The following is a 19,489-nucleotide window of genomic DNA, read 5'->3' on the forward strand; positions in this document are numbered from 1 at the left end:
GTCTCTTGACCGCTTCACACATGTAGCCACCCTAAAGACGGTGAGGTGAGGTGAGGTGGGTCTGTCGGAATTTTGTGTGTCGGGTGTGATCTGAGGGTCCGCGGCCGGGTGCTGTGGGCCGGGAAGGATCATGTCTGTGGGTGATCAGGATATGCCGGCTGTGCCGGCGGGCGGGGCCGCCGGTGAGGCGGCGATGCAGGACTGGGCCGAGCTGTTGGTGGAGCGGGCCCGCGCCGATGGCGTGGAGCTGACCGGCGACGGCGGTTTGTTGACGGGGCTGGTCCGCCAGGTCCTCCAGACCGGGTTGGAGGGCCGGGATGGCCGACCATTTGGGCTATGAGCGCTGTGCCCCGGAGGGCCGCGGGTCGGGGAACTCGCGCAACGGCTCGTCGCCCAAGCGGGTCACCACCGAGATCGGCCAGATCGATCTGGCGGTGCCGCGCGACCGGGCGGGTACCTTCGAGCCCGTCACGGGCGCCTGAGCACCAGCGCCGCTTGGACGGCCTGTCGGGCAACGTGATCTCGCTGTACGCCACCGGGCTCACCACCGGCGAGATCCAGGCGCACCTCGAGGAGATCTACGACACATCGGTGAGCAGGGAGACGATCTCGAAGATCACCGACGAGATCGTCTCCGACATGGCTGTGTGGCAGAACCGGCCCCTCGACGCGGTGTACCCGGTTCTGCTGATCGACGCGATAGTGGTCAAGGTCCGCGACTCGCAGGTCGCGAACCGGCCCGTCTATGTCGCCATCGGCGTCGATCTCCAAGGAGAACGCGACGTCTTGGGCCTGTGGCTGGGCCCCACCGGCGGCGAGGGCGCCAAGCAGTGGGCGGCGATGCTGGGCGAGCTCCGCAACTGGGGCCTGGCCGACGCGTTGATCGTGCGCTGCGACGGGCTAAGAGGCCTGCCCGAGTCGATCCGCATGACCTGGCCTGATGCGACGGTGCAGACCTGCGTGGTGCACATGGTGCGAAACAGCCTCAGATACGCCTCCAAGACGCACTGGGGCCCGATCACCAAGTCCATGCGGGCCATCTACACCGCCCCCACCGTCGGGGCCGCCGAGGCGCTCTTCGAGGCCTTCGCCCAAGACTGGGAAGGCACCTACCCGGCCATGATCCGGTCCTGGCGACAGTCCTGGGACGAGTTCACACCGTTTTTGGAGTTCCCCGCAAAGCTGCGCCGGGTGGTCTATACCACCAACGCCGCAGACAGCCTCAACGCCAGGTTCCGAAGAGCGGTGCGCCACCGAGGGCACTTCCCCAACGAGCAGGCCGCCATGAAGATCCTCTACCTTGTCGCCACCGCCAAGCGCAAAGGCCGCGACAACCTCACCGGCAAGACCAACGGCTGGAAAGCCATACTGAACACGCTGACCGTCCACTACGGCGACCGGATCGCCGACCACATCAAATGAAAACCATCACGCCCGCATACACAAAAAATCCGAGTGTCACTGTTGGGTCTGCCGGGGCCTCCAGCCGGGGGGTTACGGTCCGGTCCTGCGCTCGGCGTTGACTCCTCAGAATTCTGGCCTTGTGCCTGTTGTCAGACGTGTCGCGTCGGGTGTGGGGCCGGCAGGAGCGCTTTTGTCTTGAAGGGAGCCTGATCATCTCGACTCGGTTGTGACGAAGCGCCCCTGCCGTTCCCGGACCACCGGAGCATCGATTCCAGCAGGAGAACAGCATGACACCACCAGTCGGGGGAATCGACCCCCACCAAGACACATTCACCGTCGGCATCGTCGACCGCCACGGCGTCGAGGCCGTCTGTGAGACTTTCTCGAACTCCGCGGCCGGCTACGGCGAGGCGATCGATTTGCTCGACTCTCACGCCGTCCGCCAGGTCGGGGTCGAGGGCTCTGCGAAGTGGGGGGCCCACATCGCGATCGCTCTGTCGGCGGCCGGGTTCGACGCACGCGAGGTGCCCGCGTCGCGCTCAGCGGCCCAGCGCCGCTCGCGGCGTCTGGAAAAGACCGACGCCGTCGACGCGGTCGCCTCGGCCCGCGCGCTGTTGGCCGAGCCCACCCTCGGGCCCGTCCAGGCGCTGGAGGCCTACGACCCGCTGGTGGCCGAGATCGAGGCGGTGCTCGAGCACCGCCGAGCCCTGGTAGCAGCCATAACACTCATGCTGCACCACGTCGCCGACCAGATCTCCAAGCTCCCCACCGAGGTCCGCGACCAGCTCGACACCGGCGGCAAGATCGAAGGCCGGCTGCGCCGCCTCGAACACATCGACCCCGACACATGCACGACCCCCGCAGGCGCGCACCGGCTCAAATGGCTCCAGAACTTCATCGACCAAGACCGAGCCGCGCGCCGCGAGATCCGCCGATTGGAACGGCTCATCGACGACCTGCTCGACCGCCACGGCACGACCCTGCGCGACGAACCGGGCATCGGCCCCATCTCAGCCGCCACCCTGGTGTGCGAGGTCGGAGACCCCCACCGGTTCGGCAGCGAGCCCCGAATTCGCCCGCTGGTGCGGCACCGGCACCGTCGCGCTCTCATCGGACGAAGGCACAGGCAACCCAATCAAGCACCGGCTCGACTTCAGGGGCAACCGGCGCGTCAACAGCGTGCTGCACATCGCGTCGGTCACCCAACAGCGCAGCCATCCCCAAGCCGCCGCCTACCTCGCCCGCAAAGCCACAGAAGGCAAAACCCGACGAGAAGCCCGCCGAGCCCACAAACGCCACCTCGCCAACCGCGTCATACGCCGAATGCGGCGCGACGAACAAACCCGAAAACAACCCCTCGCACACGCCGCTTGACAAGGGAGCCTCCGACAGACCCCCTCGCGACCCAAACGATTGCGGATCGTTTGAGCACATCACGCTCCATTTCCAGCTCGGCGACCCGCTTGCGGAGCCGGGCCAGTTCGGCCTGGTCTCGGCGCACCCAGTTCCCGAGCGTGCCCTCGTTGATACCGAGCTCCCGGGCAATGTGGGCCACCGTGACCGGACGACCGGTCTCCCGGACGATCCGAACAGCCCCATCCCGGAACTCCCGGCCAAAGCTTCTTCGTGGTCTAGACATAGCTCCTCCTTATAGAGCACCTCTCCACAAAAAGGGGGGGGGGGGGGGGGAACCTCAGGTGATTCAGGCTTAGAGGCTGCGCGGATAGGCGACACGGATCTCGGTGGATTTCGTTCGGACCGCGATGGGCCCCAGCAAGACCGCAGGTCAAGGAACTGAAGCCGTAGTCCGGGGTTCAGATGTTTCCGCAGGTCAGCGCCTATCCGCGTGGCCCCTTAGTCCCTTACCATCGATACTTGCCCCTTAAGCCTGGCCATCCGAGAAAGAAGTGAATGTGCCCACAGGCGCTGTCCCCACCTGATCTCTAGACATGCTTATGGGCGAGAGGGTTTAGAAACGACTTTCGACGGGTGCGGTTCTCAGTTCCACAGGCATTGCAGGCATGCCGAGTAGAGGGTTCAATCCAGCCCTCGGTCGGGCTTAGGATCGAGTGGCCGCACCCAATGCAGGCCATGGCTACAATGGGGATACTCCCGTCAGCCGAAAGAGCCCGTTGAACAGCCAACATTCGAAACGCTTGCTCGTCGATGATCTCTCCGTCAAGAACGACCGGAGAGTAGGTCTCGTCAATCACCATCTCGCATGCGTCAGACCAGGCATGCACATGGATGCCCTTGTCTTCGGGGCGGGTCATCGTTGAGAAGATGGCTTTGTTGGAGGGCCAAAGAGCGAGACCTGCATGATCTTGAGATGAGATGTCAAGCCGACGATCGACTTGTTGAGCTGGCGGTGGTTCTGGCAGGCCAAGGCGGGCCTGGAGACCACCTAACGGATTCGAGATTGATGGCGTCCGGCGGAAATTTCTGCCGCAGGAGTTACAGAGATGTTTGCGGTGGGGTTGAGTTGCAAACTTCAGTTCGTCAATATGCACCTCGTCACAGTGAGGGCATGTAAGGGGCTGCACCTCCTGCTGGGTCAGTTCGCTAATGGCAAAAGCCCGGGCCGCCATCCCTTCGATCGTCTCAGTGACTCCACCCCTGCGCACTGCGACGATGTCATAAGAGCTATCAATGTCCTTCGCGCTAGCGGCATTCTGGCGACGATGGACATGCACGCCACCAGGCTGGTCGGGAATCTTCCCAATTGCGATAGCAGGGGTTAATTCGCCCCAGACCGCCACCTCGCCTACCAAGAGATCGATGTCGATCTGCATTTCGTCAGGAACGGGGTCGAACCATGCCCCCGAGCAACGATCGAGAGGAGCACCGTCCGGCCCTGCTGCCTCAAGTCCGTGTGTGCGACACCACCAGTTGGGCTTACCGTTACGCTTCTTGACCTCGGCCTCAATGCGGCAGGGGCCGATGCCCTTCTTCGTTTCTGGAATGTTGTGAGTGCAATGATCCATTGGACTTCCCATCAGATGATCTTGCTATCGCTCGGTACGCCCGCAGGGTATCATGGGGTCGATTATACATTCAACGAAATCAGCGTTTATTACTTAATTTATTGTCGTTTCTGCGAATAGAGGCTACATTCTTCCACAACTACTGCATTCGAGGAGACAGGTTGAGCACCGATCCGGACCCCCCGGCCACCCCAGTGATTCCAAGCCGCATCCGACTGGCGCGTGATCTTCGCGGGCTCACACAGCAGCAAGTTGTGGCCGAGTTGGGTGGCTCCATCTCTTCGCCTGCGCTCAGTCAGATCGAAGCCGGCAAATTCAGGCCCTCCGATACCGTGGTCAAACAACTCTCCGCCACACTCAATGTACCGCAGTCTTTCTTCATGGCCCAGTGGCCTTCAGAAAACCAATCGGCCACGTACTTTCGTGACCTCCGCTCTACCAGCGCAAGGGACCGCCGGCGGGCAGGAGCCCAAGCTCTGATCCTTAGCAACTTCATCGCAGCATTGGAACAATTTGTCAGACTCCCCGAGGTATCAGTACCTAGCCTCCCCTGTGCACTGGATGCCGGGAGGGACGAGATCGAGCACTCTGCTAGGCATATTCGACAATTGTGGGAATTGGGTAGCGACCCAATCCCCCATGTTGTGCGGGAACTGGAGCGTCATGGAGTCGCAGTGGCTCGGCTTACCCTGGGCAACACCGCCGTCGACGCCTTTTCTACTCGGGTTGGGCACCGGCCTCTCGTTTTCCTGACAGATGACAAGCACGACAACTATGTTCGCTCAAGGCTTGATGCCAGTCACGAGTTAGGACATCTCGTCATGCATCAACCGGTGGAGCCAGGGACAAAGGAGGTGGAGCGTCAAGCTCAGGAGTTTGCCTCGTCCTTTCTACTTCCCGAAGATAGCGCTCGCATAGAACTACCTTCCCGGCTGGATGCCGCTGGTTGGTCGCAGTTGGCCGAAGCAAAGCGCACTTGGGGCATGTCGATGGCCGCACTGCTATTTCGGGCTCGCACACTACGCATGATTTCCACGGACACCTACCAGTCGGCCATGCGATACATGTCCTCCAAAGGATGGCGTACACAAGAGCCTGGAGATCGCGAGATGGGAGCACCAGAGGCCCCTATCCTCTTAGAACGCTCGGTGCGAAGAGCTGAGATTGAGGCTGGCGTATCTGTCGAATCACTTGTGAACTATGCCCACCTTCCCCTTGACGACATACTCGACCTTCTTGAGACGTCCGTAGACGAGCGACCCATCATCGAGTTGTAAGCATTCAATTGCCCAGAGGCGCAGTCATGAGTTGCTGCTCAGCCACTCATGACTGGCATTTAGAGTGAAGTTGGGACGGGAGCGGGTGGTGCCATCAATCAGAAGGGACTTATATCCGGTTTTAACCGAGCACTGTCATCCACGACAGTCACAGCACAGTCCGTCGTTATGGAGCGTGTCGGGGTAGGCGAGTTCAACGCAGCACGATGAACACTCGTGAGCGCGCTCGTCCCGCTCTGGCAGGTCAGAGCGGAACATGGCCGCTGCTGTCTGCTCCGGGGAGCGTCTATCTTCGGCGGGAGCTTCCTGCGGCTCATGGCGAACCAAACGCAGGTCCGCTACGCCGATACCGCTGTGTGCCAGTATGAGGGCACCTTATGGACTCGGTTCCAGGCCGCTCGCAGCCTATCAAAGACCGCCCTATGACTGTTTTCGAGATCGAGAACATGCGCTTGGCGCTCAGCACGTTCCGCGACGGGAGCGGGCAGTTCGTGAAGTCGATAGAGGAATACATGCCGGACTACCGCGACTTCGAGAGGGTCACGGCTCTCGTGTGCGGGGGAGACAGCGCCGAGAGCAAGGCGATATTCGATGTCGTCGTGCCGACACCGGACGGGCTTCCGTTCGGAATCTCGTGCAAGATGTCAACCGAAAAGAAGACGGCGGGCTTCATGGAGTTATCCAACGCGCACAAGACGTTCCAAGACGAGTTCGACAGCCTGGGAGTGGACTGGCGAACTGAGCCTGAGTACGCAGGGCCAGCGGTCGTGGAACTGGTGTCGAACTGGCACCAGCGGGAGTCACGGCAATTCGATCTCGCCAGCAGCCGCTATCTCGTTCTCTCGCACGACAGCAAGTGGAGAGAGTTCCAGCTTCACTGCTATCCGCTGAGCTTGGTGATTGCCGATCCATACGCCGACGTTGAGTGGTGCAGTGAGGGCAAGGGTCCGAGCACAGTGGCCGGATATATCCAACACGGGGGTCGCCGCCATCGGCTCTGGCAGCTTTTCCAAGGATCGGGAGGGCAGTTGAAGTACTACCCGCCGTTGGAATGGACCGAGTGGTCGTCAGCGAGATTCGCGCTGGAAACTCCCCCGGTGAAGACCATCTTGGAGAAAGTGGAAGAGTACTTCCCAGGAAAGTGGTCATCGCTTCACCCATAGCATCTCTGTCCTGACAGCGGCCTTCTCCACCTTCGGCGGCTTCACCGACACCCTCTCCCAATCCGACAGGACATCGTTGTAGAGATCGTTGTCATATCCGCTGAGCACCGCCGGTCCTTCGTGGCCCAACAGCACTTCAAGCATTTCCTTGTGCTCTTCCTCGGTCATCTCCTGGCCGTACATCTTCTGAGTGCGGGTTGACGGCAGATAGGGAGGATCAGCGTAGATCAGGCAGTCTTCGGCATTGAAGCGCCGCATGACATCCAACGCTGGACGGTTCTCTATCTCGGCGTTCTTCAATCTCAGTGCCACATCCGCTAGCTCGTTGGGGACTCGCTGCCAGCGATCCGACATGCCGCGCGCACGCTGCCTTGAACCACGGTTCTTCCAGCCGGTTTTCTTGGCCAAGTCGCTGGCGTGGGCTTGCCAAATCCTGACCACGAACCGCCTAGCATCTTCAAGACAATCACCTGTGACTGCATCGGACTCGTCGTACTCATCGCGCGCCCACGGAGTCGCATCCAGCGCCCAGCAAAGATCATCGGTGCGGTCCCGCAGAACTCGGAAGAAGTTGACCACCAGTCCGTTCGAGTCGTTCACGATCTCGTGGGGAGATTCCGGCTTCGTGAAGAACACAGCGCCGCTCCCGAAGTACGGCTCTAAATAGTGGTAATGCTCCCCGAAACAGGAGACAATCTTGACCGCTATGGACCACTTCGACCCCGGATAACGCAGTACGGCGCTTCGCTTGGCGACAGGTTCGACCAGCCTTAGGGCGCTCACGCCGCCACCCCCCTCATCTTGTTGGCGCGAACGCCACCAGCGATCAACTCCCCATAGGTGGTCTGCTTGCCGTCGCCGCCCCGGACCATCTCCGACATCTGCGCCAGCGCGTCAAGCGGGCGCTGGTTGTGCCTTCCCCGGAACTCGGCCACATAGCGGTTAAGGTGTTCTCTCGACATCTGGTGGTACGTGCCGTGGTACCCGCGTTTCAGCATCGACCAGAACGACTCAATCCCGTTCGTATGGGCCTGGCCGTCAACCCACTGGCCGACGGAGTGCTGCACCTTGCCGTGATCGAATCCCATTTTCCCCAACGGCCTGTAGCCCTTCCACTCGTCGGTGAACACCGTAGCCCCTTCCTCGGCGCTGTCGGAGACAATGCCGGTCAGAGTGGGAGCGTCGGCGTGCTCCACCACTTCGGCGTGAACCCTGCCCGTCTCGCGGTCCTTGACACCGACCACCGCTGTCTTTCCGACTGACCCGCGCCCTGCACGGAGCTTCTTCGACTCGTGCTTGTTGGCCTCCTCGCCGCCCACGAATGTCTCATCCCCCTCAACCGGGCCTACAAACGGCTCTTCGCGCTGATCCCGCGCCTGTCTGATCCTATTTGCCATGTACCACGCCGCCTTCTGGCCGATCCCCAAATCCCTGTGCAGCTTCATAGACGAAACCCCATTGAGATTCGTGCTGTACAGGTAGACGCACATGGCCCACTTCGACAGGGGAATGTTGCTTGAATCCATCATCGTCCAGGTCTTCACAGAGAAGTGCTTGCGGCAGTCCCCGCGGCGCCACGGCTGGGGCTTGCGGTTCTTCACGTCCGCGACGCTCTTAGATCCGCAGTGCGGACAGTACATGCCGCCCGGCCAGCGCTGGGCCACGAACCACGCCTCGGCCTTGTCCTCGGTGTCGAACATCTGCACCGCGTCCATGACGGTGATGCCGCTGCGCTCGGCTCTCCCCGGCGCTCTGTGGCTCTTCGACTTCTCCGATGTCAGGTACTCCATGCTCATATCGTACCGGCAGGCGTGACAGTTTATTATCAGCATATATCATATATTTCTAAACTATTTTTGGGTGTTCCCGCTGTGGCTAAGACCGGATATAAGTCCCAAATCAATCTCTTAGCCTGCACCATCCACGCTGAGTGGCAAATGCCCCAGGTCTAGAGTCCAAGCATCACTACGGCTCAAGCACCACCTTGATGGCGCCGGAGGCGCGGTTGGCCGCGGTGGCGAAGGCTTCGGCGGGGGCGTCTAGGGGGAAGCGGTGGGTGATTACGGCGTCGGGGAGCCTGGGGATCTGGGCAAGGGCGGCGGCGGCAACATCCATGTCGCGGGTGGGGCCGTAGCGGCCGTACATTGAGGAGGGCACCACGGTTATCTCCTTCATGCTCAGCTCTATACCGGGCAGCTCCACCGGTTCCCAGTAGCTGCCGAGGATGACGATTTTGCCGCCGGGGCGGCACTTCTTGGCGGCGTCGGCCAGAGCTGACGCGGTACCAGCAGCTTCCACCACGATGTCGTAGGGCTCATCGGTCAGAGGGGAGGCCCCCAAGCGCTCGGCGGCCTCCTTTTGGGCGTCGTGGCGGGCTGAGATTGCGGTATCGCACCCGGCCAAGCGGGACACGGCCAGAGCGGTCTGGCCCACAGCACCCCCGCCGATGACGGCCACCCGCATGTCGCCCCGCAATCCGGCCAAGCGGAAACCGTGTACCGCGATGCCCAGCGGCTCCACCAGGCAGGCGTCCCGGGCATCCGCCCCCGACGGCAGAGGAACGATGGCCTCGGGCCACATGAGCACCTCGTCGGCCATTCCCCCATCCCGGGAGATGCCGGCGATGTCGGTCAGGGTGATGGGGCAGCGGTTGTAGTCGCCGGCCAGGCAGATCTCGCAGGTGCCACAGCCGTGGATGGGCTCGATGGCCACTGGGCGGCCGTCGTCCAGCCAGCCGGCGAACTCGTGGCCAATGGTGAAGGTGTTGAGCATCCCCAACTCGAGCATGTGCAGATCGGAGCCGCACACCCCCGCCGAGGCCATCTTGATGCGCACTCCCTCGCCTTCGGGGGCCGCTACCTCAACCGTCGTAGGCCGGCCGTCGACACATCGCACTGCTCTCATCACGTCATCATCCCACTAATACCTCCCGATAGCGGGTTGACCGCATCGACGGCCATATTGAACGACCCGCGCTCACCAACCCGCTCGGCTCGTGCTGCTGCAAGCCCCTTCATGGCCTTGCAGCAGGCGGCAAGGCTCTCCAGAGTGCTCCACGATACGCCCACACTCGCTCAGCGCGGTTGGCGAAGCCGGTGATACAGTCGATTCGGTCAGGTTGCCGCGATCCTCATCTCTCCATTCGCCTGGTCCCGCGTCCGTGCCGCCCTCGCCTACCTGCAATCCGCACTGCCGGCCCCTGTCCTCCACTCGGTCCAACAGCCGCTGAACGGTGGCCAGCCGGCGGAACTCCGAAGGGAGTTGTCGGGCTGCCTCATCGAACGCCGCGGCCACGTCGTCGGCGATGTCTAGAACGATGTCCACGGCTTCGTCTCCATCCAGTCCCATCCGCTCGCCCATTTCGGCCCACGCCCGTTCTCCCGACGCCGCGCCGACCGTGAAGTCGTGGCCGATGCGCATCATCATCTCCACAGAATCCCACTCATTGAAGCCGTCCCGCTCGAATGGCAGCCATGCACACATGTCGTACATCGGGGCCAGTGCCGCACCAGTATCGTCCAGCAGCATCCCGTAGTTCTTGGCGTGGGCATCAGTACCGACGATCACCCAGTTGTAGGCAAGCGCCATGAAGAACTGCTCCACATCATGGTTGGCTTGTCGGCTGTTGGCCCAGATGAGGTTGGCAATCTGCTGAGGACTCGGACCATTGGCTGCCTCGCGGCGCAGTTCGGGCGGCAAGCCCATCGCCTGGCACATGTCCTCCTGGTGGAGACGGGCGATACAGCCCTCGGACTGTCGGCGGTCGAACCGGGTGACGACGATCGCGACGACGTCTCCGAATTCCTCGATCTCGGTGAATGCCGACGCGATGCCCAGTGCGTCTGCGGCCCTCTGGGTCAGGTGCTCCACGACGGCCTGGTCGGGCAGATAAGCCCGAGGGATGGTCGGCTTCAGGATGTGGGTGCTCGGCTGTCCCCGCAGCGGCATCCCCCAACCCTTCTCCGCGTCCCAGCAAAGAGCGATCTTCGACTGGAATCCCGCCAAAGTGAACTCCCTGGTTCCCGGCAGGCTATTGGGGAGCGCACGTCCGGCTACAAGCAGGTCCATAATCTCTGCCATCTCACCACTCGACAGCCATGCCACCGCCCGCCCCCGCCCGCTAAGGCTGCTGATCTCCTCGGGGTGGCAGAATTGGACCGCTCCCGCGCAGTCGTGCCCTGCTCGGGTTGCCAGCAGGTCGAACGGTTCCGACGAGCGCGCCCCCGTCTCGCGGCGCATGATCTCCCGAGTGTCGGGATTGTCGGGCAACAGTCCCTTCATCCAGGCAGTTGCCTTTGCCGTGCTGGGCGGTTCGCCGCGTAGCGGCATAGACAGCGACAGCGGGACCTCTCCCTCATCCATGTAATTGCTGTTGTAGGCAAACCCAGCACCGTCTATGGCGCGAAATAGTCGTCCGATCTCCACGTCGTGCAAGAGCACGGCCAATTCATCGCTTTCAACCAATGGGCATCCCTTCAGGTGCGGTGTATTGCTCAGACCGTCGTTGTCGCCTGCGTGAACGGGTCTTCTTCGCCACCGCTGCCCCAGCTTGGGCGAACGCGGCCCTGCGCTGGGCTTCTGCCTGCTCGATCGAGGTCATCCTCCGAGGAGCCAGTTCCCAGGCGAGTCCCAGGGCATGGGCAAGGCGTAACAGTTCATTGATCTGCGAAGACGTCTTGCCGTTCTCCACCGCGCTCAGCCATGGACGCGATACCCCGGCCCGACGAGCGACCTCGTCCTGGGAAAATCCTAACTCCGCGCGGCGCTCGCGGAGAATGCGTCCGATTTGGCCGGGCGACCGGAGTTGGGAGTGTCTGCGCATGACATCACTGTATATGTTCCTATTCAAAATACAATAACAACAATTTTGAATAGAAACGTTTACAACAGCCCTGATGTCCACAGACGGCTACATTCAGAGTGGTCGCAGGCAGCGCTTTCCCTGCGGCCGGCGGAGCAGGCCAGGATCAGAGCCCTTTGGGACGGGTGCCGATGACGCCGTTGGCCTCGAGGGCAGCAATCTCGTCGCCCGGCAGGCCCAGCTCGCCCAGAATCTCGTGGTTGTGCTGGCCCAGGGTGGGCGACGGCGAGGTAATCCAGCGGTCCACCGAGGCGAACCGATAGGGCATGCCCGGCATGGGGTGGGTGCCCACCGCGGGATGCTCGACCATCTCGAACAGGCCCCGATGGGCGTGTTGGGGATTCTCGTGCTGGAGGCGGGGATCCCACGCCGGGGCGGCAGGAACACCCCCTCCCACCAGCCGGGCTACGGCCTCATCCAGGTCCTGCTGGGCAGCCCAGGCATATAGCCCCTCGTCGATGGCGTCGTGGCCCATCCGGCGGCCGTCGTCGGTGGCATACTCCGGCCGGTCGGCCCACTCGGGAGACCCCAGCACCTCCACCAGCGCCTGCCACTGCTCGTCGGTGGCCACGGCCAACGCCAGCCATTGCTCATAGCCCCGGCAGGGATACAGCCCCTGTGGTGCGGCGTAAGGGCTCCGGTTGCCGGCCCGCTCCATCACGTTGCCGTAGGCGGTGTACTCCACGATCTGCTCGGCCGCGCAGTTCAGCGCGGCCTCCACCATGGTGGACTCCACAAACACCCCTCGCCCGGTGCGCTCCCGCACCGCCAAGCCCAATATCGCGGCATATGCGCCGTGCATCCCGGCGATGGGGTCGCACGGGCCTCGCATGATGCGGGGCTGGTCGTAGGGATGCCCGGTGACCCAGGCCATGCCGGTGAGCTGCTCCATGGTCTGGGCGAACCCCACCCGATCCCGCCACGGCCCGCTCAGCCCGAACGCGGGCATCCGGGTGAACACCGCCCGGGGATTGCGGGCTGAGACGGCCTCCCAACTGAGGCCCCACTTCTCCACCACCCGGGGGGAGAAGTTCTCCACAATCACGTCGGCCTCCCCGATGAGCCGCCACAGCAGGTCCATGCCCGCCTCGGTGTCCAAGTCGAGCGTCAGGTCCCGCTTGTTGTGGTTGATGGCCACGAACATCGACCCCCACTCCCACCAGTCCTCGGCGCCGAACATGAACCCGGTCATGCGCATCCCGTCGGGGTGGCCGGTGGACTCGATGTGAACCACATCGGCGCCCAGCATGGCCAGCGTTCCGGTGGCCGACGGCCCGGCCCACCAACTGGTCAGGTCCACCACCTTGATGCCGGCCAGCGGCAGATCAGGGTCGGCACCGGGAGACGACGGCACGGGCTGAGGGCGAGACTCCACCGTGCCGGTGTGCTCGCCCAGCCGGGGCGCGGGCGTGGCCGGGCGCCGCTCGCCGTCGTCGTCCATCAGATAGGGCGGCCGGGGCTGGAGGAACCCACCGGGGTTGCTCACAAATGCCCCCCGAGCGGCGAACTGCTCATTGTCGAGCACGCTGCGACCGTCGTTCACTTCGGCCACCGGCACCCGCAGGTCGGAGGCCGCCTTGATGATCTCGGCCACGGTGTGGCGGGAGGTCCACGGACGGACCATGGCATTCCACTCGTCCAACCGATTGGCCCGCTCCCCGATCTGGCTCCACTCGGTGTCGATCAGGTCGGGACGCTCGATCATCAGCACAAAGCCCTGGTATTGCAGGGCGGTGTTGGTGTTGAACCCCACCCAGCCGTCGAGGGCGGGCTCGATCGAGGGTGCCTCCACCGACCGGGCCACCCGGTCGAAGTCGTGGCCTCCGCCTCTCATGGAGTGGGCGAGATCGCTGAACGTGGTGGCGGCGATGCCCATCACGTCGGCCACCGCCAAATCGATGTGCTCGCCGCGCCCGGTGCGCCGAGCCCGCAGCATTGCCGACAGCAACGCGGGGCCGGCGTAGGCCCCCGCGGTCCACTCGGCGATGGCCCCTCCGGCGTGGATCGGGGGCTGGTCGGGCCGCCCCCGACAGGCGATGGCCCCGCACTGTGCCTGTACGGTGTACTCCGTAGACGGATGCTGGGCCAGCGGCCCGTCCTGCCCATAGGGCGTTACCGACAGCACCACAAGGTGCCGATGCCGCTCGGCCCAGGCCCGACCGATGCCCGAGCCGGCTGGGAACGACTCCACCACGGCGTCGGCGGTGGCTACCAACTCCTCGATCTCGGGATCGCCCGGCTGGCCGACAACGCCGCGCTTGGCGGCATTGAGCAGCTGGAACAGTGCGCTGTCGCCCTCGAAGTCGGCCCTGGTGGCCGACCAGCGGCGAACCGGATCGCCTTCAGGCCCCTCGACTTTGACCACGTCGGCCCCGGCGTCGGCCAAGAGCTTGGTGACATAGGGGCCGGGCACCCCGGTGGAGAAGTCCACCACCCGGAATCCGGCCAGAGCTGATGCCTGCATGAGAACGCCCTCGCTCGCGCTATCGCCTTGGGCCCTATCTACACCCTGGTTTGGTCCCGCATTCATCGCTTTCCCACCGCAACTCGGTCGTTTGGCACCCCGATATATTGTCGCATCCGAGGTTCCCGTACACTGGCCCACACCCGACAAGCGATAGCAGCAAAGGAAAGTCACCGTGAAGCTCACCGAAGTCAACTTGCTCGACCCCGACCGATTTGTGCGCCAAGAGCACCATGAGATGTTCAAGGTGCTGAGGGAGCAGGAGCCCGTCATGCTTCACCAAGACCCCAATGGAGCGGCGTTCTGGAACGTGGTCAAGCATGCCGATCTGGTGGACGTGAACCGCGACGCCGAGCGCTACTCCTCGGAGATAGGCGGCACCTCCATCCCCGACTATGAGAACCGCACCGACGAGGGGGCTATGGACACCCGCGGCGTGATGATGCTCACCACCGACCCTCCCAAGCACACTCGCTATCGGAGGCTGGTGAACAAGGGCTTCACTCCGCGCATGATCGGCCTGATCGAACAGTACTTGCGGCACCGAGCCGTCCTGATCGTGGACAACGTGATCGAGAAGGGCGAGGCTGATTTCGTTGTGGACATCGCCTCTGAACTGCCCCTCCAGGCCATCGCCGAGATAATGGGCGTACCCCAGGAAGACCGCATGATGCTCTTCGAGTGGTCCAACCGACTGATCGGCATCGACGACCCCGAATACGCCGAAAAAAGCGATGAGGGCACGGTTGCCGCCATGGAGCTGTACGCCTACACCAACCAGCTGGCCAAGGATCGGGCGGTGAACCCCCGCGACGACATCGTAACCAAGCTCATCAACGCCGAGATCGACGGCGACAAGTTGAGCGAGCTGGAGTTCGACATGTTCATGCTGCTGCTCACCGTGGCCGGCAACGAAACCACCCGCAACGCCACCGCCCACGGGATGCTGGCGCTGATGGACCACCCCGAGCAGTTCGACATCATCAAGAGCTCCTCCGATGGGGTGACCGACACCCACATCGACGAGATCCTCCGCTGGGCCACCCCGGTGCTGCACTTCCGCCGAACCGCCACCACCGACACCGAGATAAGGGGCCAGCACATCGACAAAGGCGACAAGGTTGTCATGTGGCACGTCTCGGCCAACCGGGACGAGGAGGTGTTCGACGAGCCGTTCACCTTCGACGTGAACCGCACACCCAACGAGCAGATCGCCTTCGGCGGAGGCGGGGCCCACTATTGCCTGGGTGCCAACTTGGCCAAGATGGAGCTGCGCCTGATCTTCCAGGAGATCATCGAGCGCATGCCCGACATCCACCGGGTGGGCGAGCCCGAGTGGCTGCGCTCCAACTTCATCGGCGGCGTCAAGCACCTCCCCGTGGCCTGGACCCCAGGCAAGAAGGCCAACCCCGGCCCCGCCCCCGACCAGAACCTTTCAACGCTGGTCTAGTCCGCCCCGCGGGGATCCCTTGGGGAACCCCCGACTCCCTATCCGCAGCCGGCAAGTGCGAGCACCTGTATCGGGGCTGTTCTCACCGGGCGTTGGCTCACAGCTTTCTCGCGGCCGTGTTGCGCTCTGCCTGTTACGATCACTGCCAGCTTCGGGCGGCCCGCTGAGATCGGGCGGAGGATCGTCCTCGGCAGGCGAGTTCTCTAGGAGGCAGACATGTCAGATACACAAGAGATGGCAGGCGGAACCGAATCCGGTTACCCGGCGCGGTTGGACATCGAGTACCCCGAATCGGGCCTCAACCGGGTGAAGACGCTGTTTCGCATCGTGCTTATCATCCCCATCGCGATCGTGGCCGGACTGGTCACCGGCCAGATCGGCGGCATCGGGCTGGACGATAGCGAGAGCTGGCGGGGGCTGGTCGGGGGCGCTCTGTTCCTGCCCACACTGCTGATGCTCCTGTTCCGCCGCAAGTATCCGCGGTGGTGGTTCGACTGGAACTTCGAACTCACGAGATTCACCACCCGTGTGGGGGCCTACTTGGGGCTACTGCGAGAGGAATACCCCTCAACCGATGAGGAACAGGCCGTCCGCCTCGACTTGGACTACCCCGACGCGTCCCGCGACCTCAATCGCTGGCTGCCCCTGGTCAAATGGATTCTGGCCATCCCGCACTACATCGTTCTGGCCATCCTGGGCATCGGAGCCATACTGAGCGTTGTGATCGCGTGGTTCGCGATCATCTTCACCGGCCGCTACCCGCGCAGTCTCTTCGACTTCGTGGTCGGCGTAAACCGCTGGGGGCTGCGGGTTTGGGCCTACATGTGGCTGCTAATCACCGACCGCTATCCCCCCTTCTCGCTGAAGTAAGGCTCATCAGTTCAGCGCTCCCAGCCCATATGGCTGGGCGGTTCATTCCGACGGGGCTGCTCATTTGGCCCGTTCGAGCCGAATGCCGATCGGGCGGTCGAGATCTCGCAAATTACCCGAGAGGGCGGTTGCTTGGCTAGCATGTGGGCTGCCGCCATGTAGGGGTTCTGATCCGTCGAGTCGGGTTTGGACTAGGGCACGCGGATATCAAGGCAGGCATTGCGCTGTATTGGCGCCAATGCCTGGTGGTATATCAAGGAGCCCTAGTTGCCTATTCGCCCTCGTCCCAACCCTTGGGGTTTGGGACGCCTGAGGGGTACGAAAACCCCCGATTCCCAGAGCAGGGCCGGTTGCCGTGCAGCCCGGCTCGTCGGTGCTGTCGCGCTAGCTGCGGCCGCATCGTCGTGCCTCCCGGTCGGCACAGCATCGACGAGCACTTACGCGTCCCTCCCAGTCGAAGACGTAACTGGGAACCACATCGGCACAACTTCTTCGTCTGCCGCCTCCCGGGCTGCCCTGGCCTATGCCAACTCCGAGCAGGTCGCAGTGGAACCTGTGGCATCCCCACCTCCAGAGGCGGCGCAATATCGCGTTTGGCTTGTCGCGGATGGGGAACCGGCCTCGAATTCGACGGCCCTCGGCCACCAAGCCGGAGAGCGGGTGATAGTTGTGCCCGGCGACCTCCGAGCCCTCCCCCCCGCGGCCCGGGAAGCGATCTTCAGCGCCACTGAGGTGGAAGTGGACCCGGGCCTCGGCGAAAGCGCAAGCTGGCAATTGGAGGCGATTCGCCGGGGACACCAGATTCCCGGGGGCGGCTTGCTCATGTTCGACTCAGGCTTTGACCGCCGGTTGGTGGCCCTATACGGGCATCCATCCACATCGGGCCTCGGCGTGCTGGGAGAACAGGGTCCCATTGGAGGTGTCAAGCGCCTCCAATCCGCTGCTCTCGGATACCGCGCCGACGGTTCGGTGGTGTTGCCCACCTTCGAGATCATTGCCACGGTTGCGTCGGCCGGCGCCGGCGCCGACGGCGACTATTCGGCCATGACCGCTCGGGATGCCATCCGGCCCTGGGTAGAGACCGCGGCGGCCAACGACATGTACGTGGTGCTCGACCTCCAGCCGGGGCGAACCGACTTCTTGGCGCAGGCGAAGGTCTACGAGGAGTTCCTCCGCCTGCCCCATGTCGGACTAGCGCTCGATCCGGAGTGGAGGCTCAAGCCCCACCAGGTCCACCTGGGCCAAGTCGGCACCGTGGACGCGGCTGAGGTCAACCAGGTTGTGTACTGGCTGGCCGGCGTCGTCCGCGAGAACGCCCTCCCCCAGAAGCTGCTGATCGTCCACCAATTCCAAACCTCCATGATCACCAACCGCAAGCTCATCGACACTCCCCCCGAATTGGCGGTGCTGATCCAAATGGACGGCCAAGGCTCCATGAGGGCCAAGTACGCCTCCTGGAACTCCCTGACCAGCCTGTCCGACGCCGGCCAGTTCCACTGGGGCTGGAAGAACTTCTATGACGAAGACCACCCCAACGCCACCCCAGAACAAGTACTGGAACTCACCCCCACCCCAGTATTCGTATCCTTCCAATAGAACTCTCGGGGCAAAGGCTGCTCCACCGGAACCCAATCCGTCTTGGAACCACTAGATTGCTTCCATGGTCGCCGTCACGCCCGATTCCGAAACCGTTGCCAATACTGTCGCCAAACCGCCGCCGGCAACGGAGGCAGACCCCGCCAACCCGCTGCACAACGCCTTTTGGAGACGTGACCGAAAAGTGGTGGATGCCAATCTGAAGCAGGTTTGCCCCCGGCCGCTCACCTTCTATCCCGGGTTCGAATTCACCGGCGAGCTGGAAAGTGTCCGAACCCCGGGCGCATGGCTCGTAACCCGGCATGCGACGATCCTCGAGGTGTCGCGCAACCCGCAGGTCTTCTCCTCTTCATCGGGGGTAACCATCAACGACTTCCCGCCGGAGTTCAACGAATACTTCAACTCGATCATCGCCATGGACGATCCCCGCCATGCCCGCCTGAGGCGGCTCGTGTCGGCGGGCTTCACCCCCCGGATGCTCGACCGTCTGGAGAACTCGATCCATGAACAGGCCAAGCTCATCGTGGACGAAGTGTGCGAGCAGGGCAAATGCGACTTTGTCACTGATGTCGCGGCCCGGCTGCCGCTTCGGATCGTGTGCGACCTCATGGGAATCCCTGCATCCGAGCACGACTTCGTGTTCGACCAAACGAACGTGATCCTCGGAGCAGCCGATGAAGAGTACGTGCCCGAGGCGACCGACCTGGTCACCGCCATTCTCGAGGCCGGCGCGGCCCTGACCGAGCTGATGGACGAGGTGGCCGAGTCGAAGGTGGGAGTGGACACTGGCGATTTGACCAGCATTCTCGTCAACGCCGAAGTAGACGGCGAACGGCTCACCCGTGCCGAGTTGGCCAGCTTTTTCGTCCTATTGGTGGTGGCCGGCAACGAGACCACCCGGAACTCCACCAGCTGGGGACTGGTTTACCTCACCGACTATCCCGACCAACGACGCATTTGGACAGAGGATTTCGACGGGGTGGCCGCCAGCGCGGTGGAAGAGATAGTCAGGTTGGCCAGCCCCGTTTCCTATATGCGCCGCACCGCTCTTTGCGACACCGAACTCGAAGGTCAAAAGATCGACGAAGGCGACATGGTGGCAATGAGTTACATTTGCGCCAACCGGGATGATTCGGTATTCGACAACCCCGACGAATTCAATGTATTGCGCGACCCGAATCCCCATATCGGCTTCGGCGGTCCGGGCCCGCATTTCTGTCTCGGCGCCCACCTGGCCCGGAGGCAGATCAAGGTGATGTTCGGAGAGCTGTTCAGTCGCATCGGCGACATCCACGCCACCGGCGAGCCCGTACCGCTCTCGTCGGGTTTCATCCACGGCATCAAGCACCTGCCCGCCGAGTTCACACCGACGAGGATGGTGGGCGCATCGGCTTAGACCGCCATTGGGCCGCGCCGGCTA

Annotated in this window: 15 protein-coding genes and 2 pseudogenes; 8 read left to right on the forward strand and 9 right to left on the reverse strand. The window is 63.1% G+C overall.

The genetic code is table 11. The features are described 5' to 3' along the window. Positions 1 to 151: 151 nt before the first annotated feature. Positions 152 to 1,422 (forward strand): annotated as a pseudogene (locus ACOGXA_RS09255) (IS256 family transposase). 269 nt (positions 1,423 to 1,691) lie between these two features. Next, positions 1,692 to 2,465 (forward strand): annotated as a pseudogene (locus ACOGXA_RS09260) (IS110 family transposase); the annotation flags it as partial. Positions 2,466 to 2,511: 46 nt separating this feature from the next. Here ACOGXA_RS09260 and ACOGXA_RS09265 read toward each other — a convergent pair. From ACOGXA_RS09265 to ACOGXA_RS09275, 3 genes are all read right to left on the reverse strand, one after another. Then, entirely contained in the window at positions 2,512 to 2,781 is a 270-nt protein-coding gene (locus ACOGXA_RS09265) for a hypothetical protein (protein ID WP_419927055.1), read from the reverse strand. Continuing rightward, positions 2,717 to 3,043, reverse strand: a complete 327-nt coding sequence (locus tag ACOGXA_RS09270; RefSeq protein ID WP_419923597.1) for a transposase — start codon at positions 3,041 to 3,043, stop codon at positions 2,717 to 2,719. Before ACOGXA_RS09270 ends, ACOGXA_RS09265 begins: the two co-directional genes overlap by 65 nt. 304 nt (positions 3,044 to 3,347) lie before the next feature. After that, complete coding sequence (locus ACOGXA_RS09275; RefSeq protein ID WP_419923598.1) at positions 3,348 to 4,400, reverse strand: hypothetical protein; 1,053 nt, start codon at positions 4,398 to 4,400, stop codon at positions 3,348 to 3,350. Positions 4,401 to 4,549: 149 nt separating this feature from the next. Between ACOGXA_RS09275 and ACOGXA_RS09280 the strand changes: the two genes are divergently transcribed. Both ACOGXA_RS09280 and ACOGXA_RS09285 read left to right on the forward strand, forming a co-directional pair. Further along, the gene (locus ACOGXA_RS09280) at positions 4,550 to 5,665 is read left to right on the forward strand and encodes a helix-turn-helix domain-containing protein (protein WP_419923599.1); all 1,116 of its coding nucleotides are present in this window, start codon (positions 4,550 to 4,552) and stop codon (positions 5,663 to 5,665) included. Between the two features lie 422 nt (positions 5,666 to 6,087). Continuing rightward, positions 6,088 to 6,828 (forward strand): hypothetical protein, encoded by a 741-nt coding sequence (locus ACOGXA_RS09285; protein ID WP_419923600.1) that lies wholly within the window; start codon positions 6,088 to 6,090, stop codon positions 6,826 to 6,828. Here the strand turns inward: ACOGXA_RS09285 and ACOGXA_RS09290 are convergent. The 6 genes from ACOGXA_RS09290 to ACOGXA_RS09315 form a co-directional block, all read right to left on the reverse strand. Further along, positions 6,811 to 7,611: a DNA adenine methylase gene (locus ACOGXA_RS09290; protein ID WP_419923601.1), complete on the reverse strand. Its 801-nt coding sequence runs from the start codon at positions 7,609 to 7,611 to the stop codon at positions 6,811 to 6,813. The genes ACOGXA_RS09285 and ACOGXA_RS09290 overlap by 18 nt on opposite strands. Continuing rightward, positions 7,608 to 8,660: an IS1595 family transposase gene (locus ACOGXA_RS09295; RefSeq protein ID WP_419923602.1), complete on the reverse strand. Its 1,053-nt coding sequence runs from the start codon at positions 8,658 to 8,660 to the stop codon at positions 7,608 to 7,610. The genes ACOGXA_RS09290 and ACOGXA_RS09295 overlap by 4 nt, the downstream gene beginning before the upstream one ends. A gap of 133 nt (positions 8,661 to 8,793) precedes the next feature. Next, positions 8,794 to 9,732 carry a zinc-dependent alcohol dehydrogenase gene (locus ACOGXA_RS09300; protein ID WP_419923603.1) on the reverse strand — a complete coding sequence of 313 codons (939 nt, stop codon included), beginning with the start codon at positions 9,730 to 9,732 and terminating at the stop codon, positions 8,794 to 8,796. Positions 9,733 to 9,804: 72 nt separating this feature from the next. Continuing rightward, on the reverse strand, positions 9,805 to 11,292 hold the full coding sequence (locus tag ACOGXA_RS09305) for a HipA domain-containing protein (protein WP_419923604.1): 1,488 nt from the start codon (positions 11,290 to 11,292) through the stop codon (positions 9,805 to 9,807). Continuing rightward, the gene (locus ACOGXA_RS09310; RefSeq protein WP_419923605.1) at positions 11,285 to 11,650 is read right to left on the reverse strand and encodes a helix-turn-helix transcriptional regulator; all 366 of its coding nucleotides are present in this window, start codon (positions 11,648 to 11,650) and stop codon (positions 11,285 to 11,287) included. Before ACOGXA_RS09310 ends, ACOGXA_RS09305 begins: the two co-directional genes overlap by 8 nt. Before the next feature lie 145 nt (positions 11,651 to 11,795). Continuing rightward, positions 11,796 to 14,153: a CaiB/BaiF CoA transferase family protein gene (locus tag ACOGXA_RS09315; protein WP_419923606.1), complete on the reverse strand. Its 2,358-nt coding sequence runs from the start codon at positions 14,151 to 14,153 to the stop codon at positions 11,796 to 11,798. Between the two features lie 175 nt (positions 14,154 to 14,328). On the opposite strand from ACOGXA_RS09315, the gene ACOGXA_RS09320 reads away from it, so the two are divergent. From ACOGXA_RS09320 to ACOGXA_RS09335, 4 genes are all read left to right on the forward strand, one after another. After that, the gene (locus tag ACOGXA_RS09320) at positions 14,329 to 15,603 is read left to right on the forward strand and encodes a cytochrome P450 (RefSeq protein ID WP_419923607.1); all 1,275 of its coding nucleotides are present in this window, start codon (positions 14,329 to 14,331) and stop codon (positions 15,601 to 15,603) included. Between the two features lie 216 nt (positions 15,604 to 15,819). Then, a complete protein-coding gene (locus ACOGXA_RS09325) occupies positions 15,820 to 16,473 on the forward strand; it encodes a DUF4389 domain-containing protein (RefSeq protein ID WP_419923608.1) in 654 nt (217 codons plus the stop codon). A 669-nt stretch (positions 16,474 to 17,142) separates the two neighbouring features. After that, positions 17,143 to 18,069 (forward strand): hypothetical protein, encoded by a 927-nt coding sequence (locus tag ACOGXA_RS09330; protein WP_419923609.1) that lies wholly within the window; start codon positions 17,143 to 17,145, stop codon positions 18,067 to 18,069. A gap of 64 nt (positions 18,070 to 18,133) precedes the next feature. Continuing rightward, positions 18,134 to 19,465, forward strand: coding sequence for a cytochrome P450 (locus ACOGXA_RS09335; protein WP_419923610.1), 1,332 nt, complete (start codon positions 18,134 to 18,136; stop codon positions 19,463 to 19,465). Positions 19,466 to 19,489 lie beyond the last annotated feature (24 nt).

The sequence above is a fragment of the Candidatus Poriferisocius sp. genome (assembly GCF_965208475.1).
Lineage (GTDB): Bacteria > Actinomycetota > Acidimicrobiia > Acidimicrobiales > Bin134 > Poriferisocius.

Excerpts from the sequence above, each read along its gene's own strand:
- ACOGXA_RS09270 (WP_419923597.1), bottom strand. The coding sequence starts at position 3,043 with ATGTCTAGACCACGAAGAAGCTTTGGCCGGGAGTTCCGGGATGGGGCT.
- ACOGXA_RS09275 (WP_419923598.1), bottom strand. The coding sequence starts at position 4,400 with ATGGGAAGTCCAATGGATCATTGCACTCACAACATTCCAGAAACGAAG.
- ACOGXA_RS09285 (WP_419923600.1), top strand. The coding sequence starts at position 6,088 with ATGACTGTTTTCGAGATCGAGAACATGCGCTTGGCGCTCAGCACGTTC.
- ACOGXA_RS09295 (WP_419923602.1), bottom strand. The coding sequence starts at position 8,660 with ATGCTGATAATAAACTGTCACGCCTGCCGGTACGATATGAGCATGGAG.
- ACOGXA_RS09300 (WP_419923603.1), bottom strand. The coding sequence starts at position 9,732 with ATGAGAGCAGTGCGATGTGTCGACGGCCGGCCTACGACGGTTGAGGTA.
- ACOGXA_RS09310 (WP_419923605.1), bottom strand. The coding sequence starts at position 11,650 with ATGCGCAGACACTCCCAACTCCGGTCGCCCGGCCAAATCGGACGCATT.
- ACOGXA_RS09315 (WP_419923606.1), bottom strand. The coding sequence starts at position 14,153 with ATGCAGGCATCAGCTCTGGCCGGATTCCGGGTGGTGGACTTCTCCACC.
- ACOGXA_RS09325 (WP_419923608.1), top strand. The coding sequence starts at position 15,820 with ATGTCAGATACACAAGAGATGGCAGGCGGAACCGAATCCGGTTACCCG.
- ACOGXA_RS09335 (WP_419923610.1), top strand. The coding sequence starts at position 18,134 with ATGGTCGCCGTCACGCCCGATTCCGAAACCGTTGCCAATACTGTCGCC.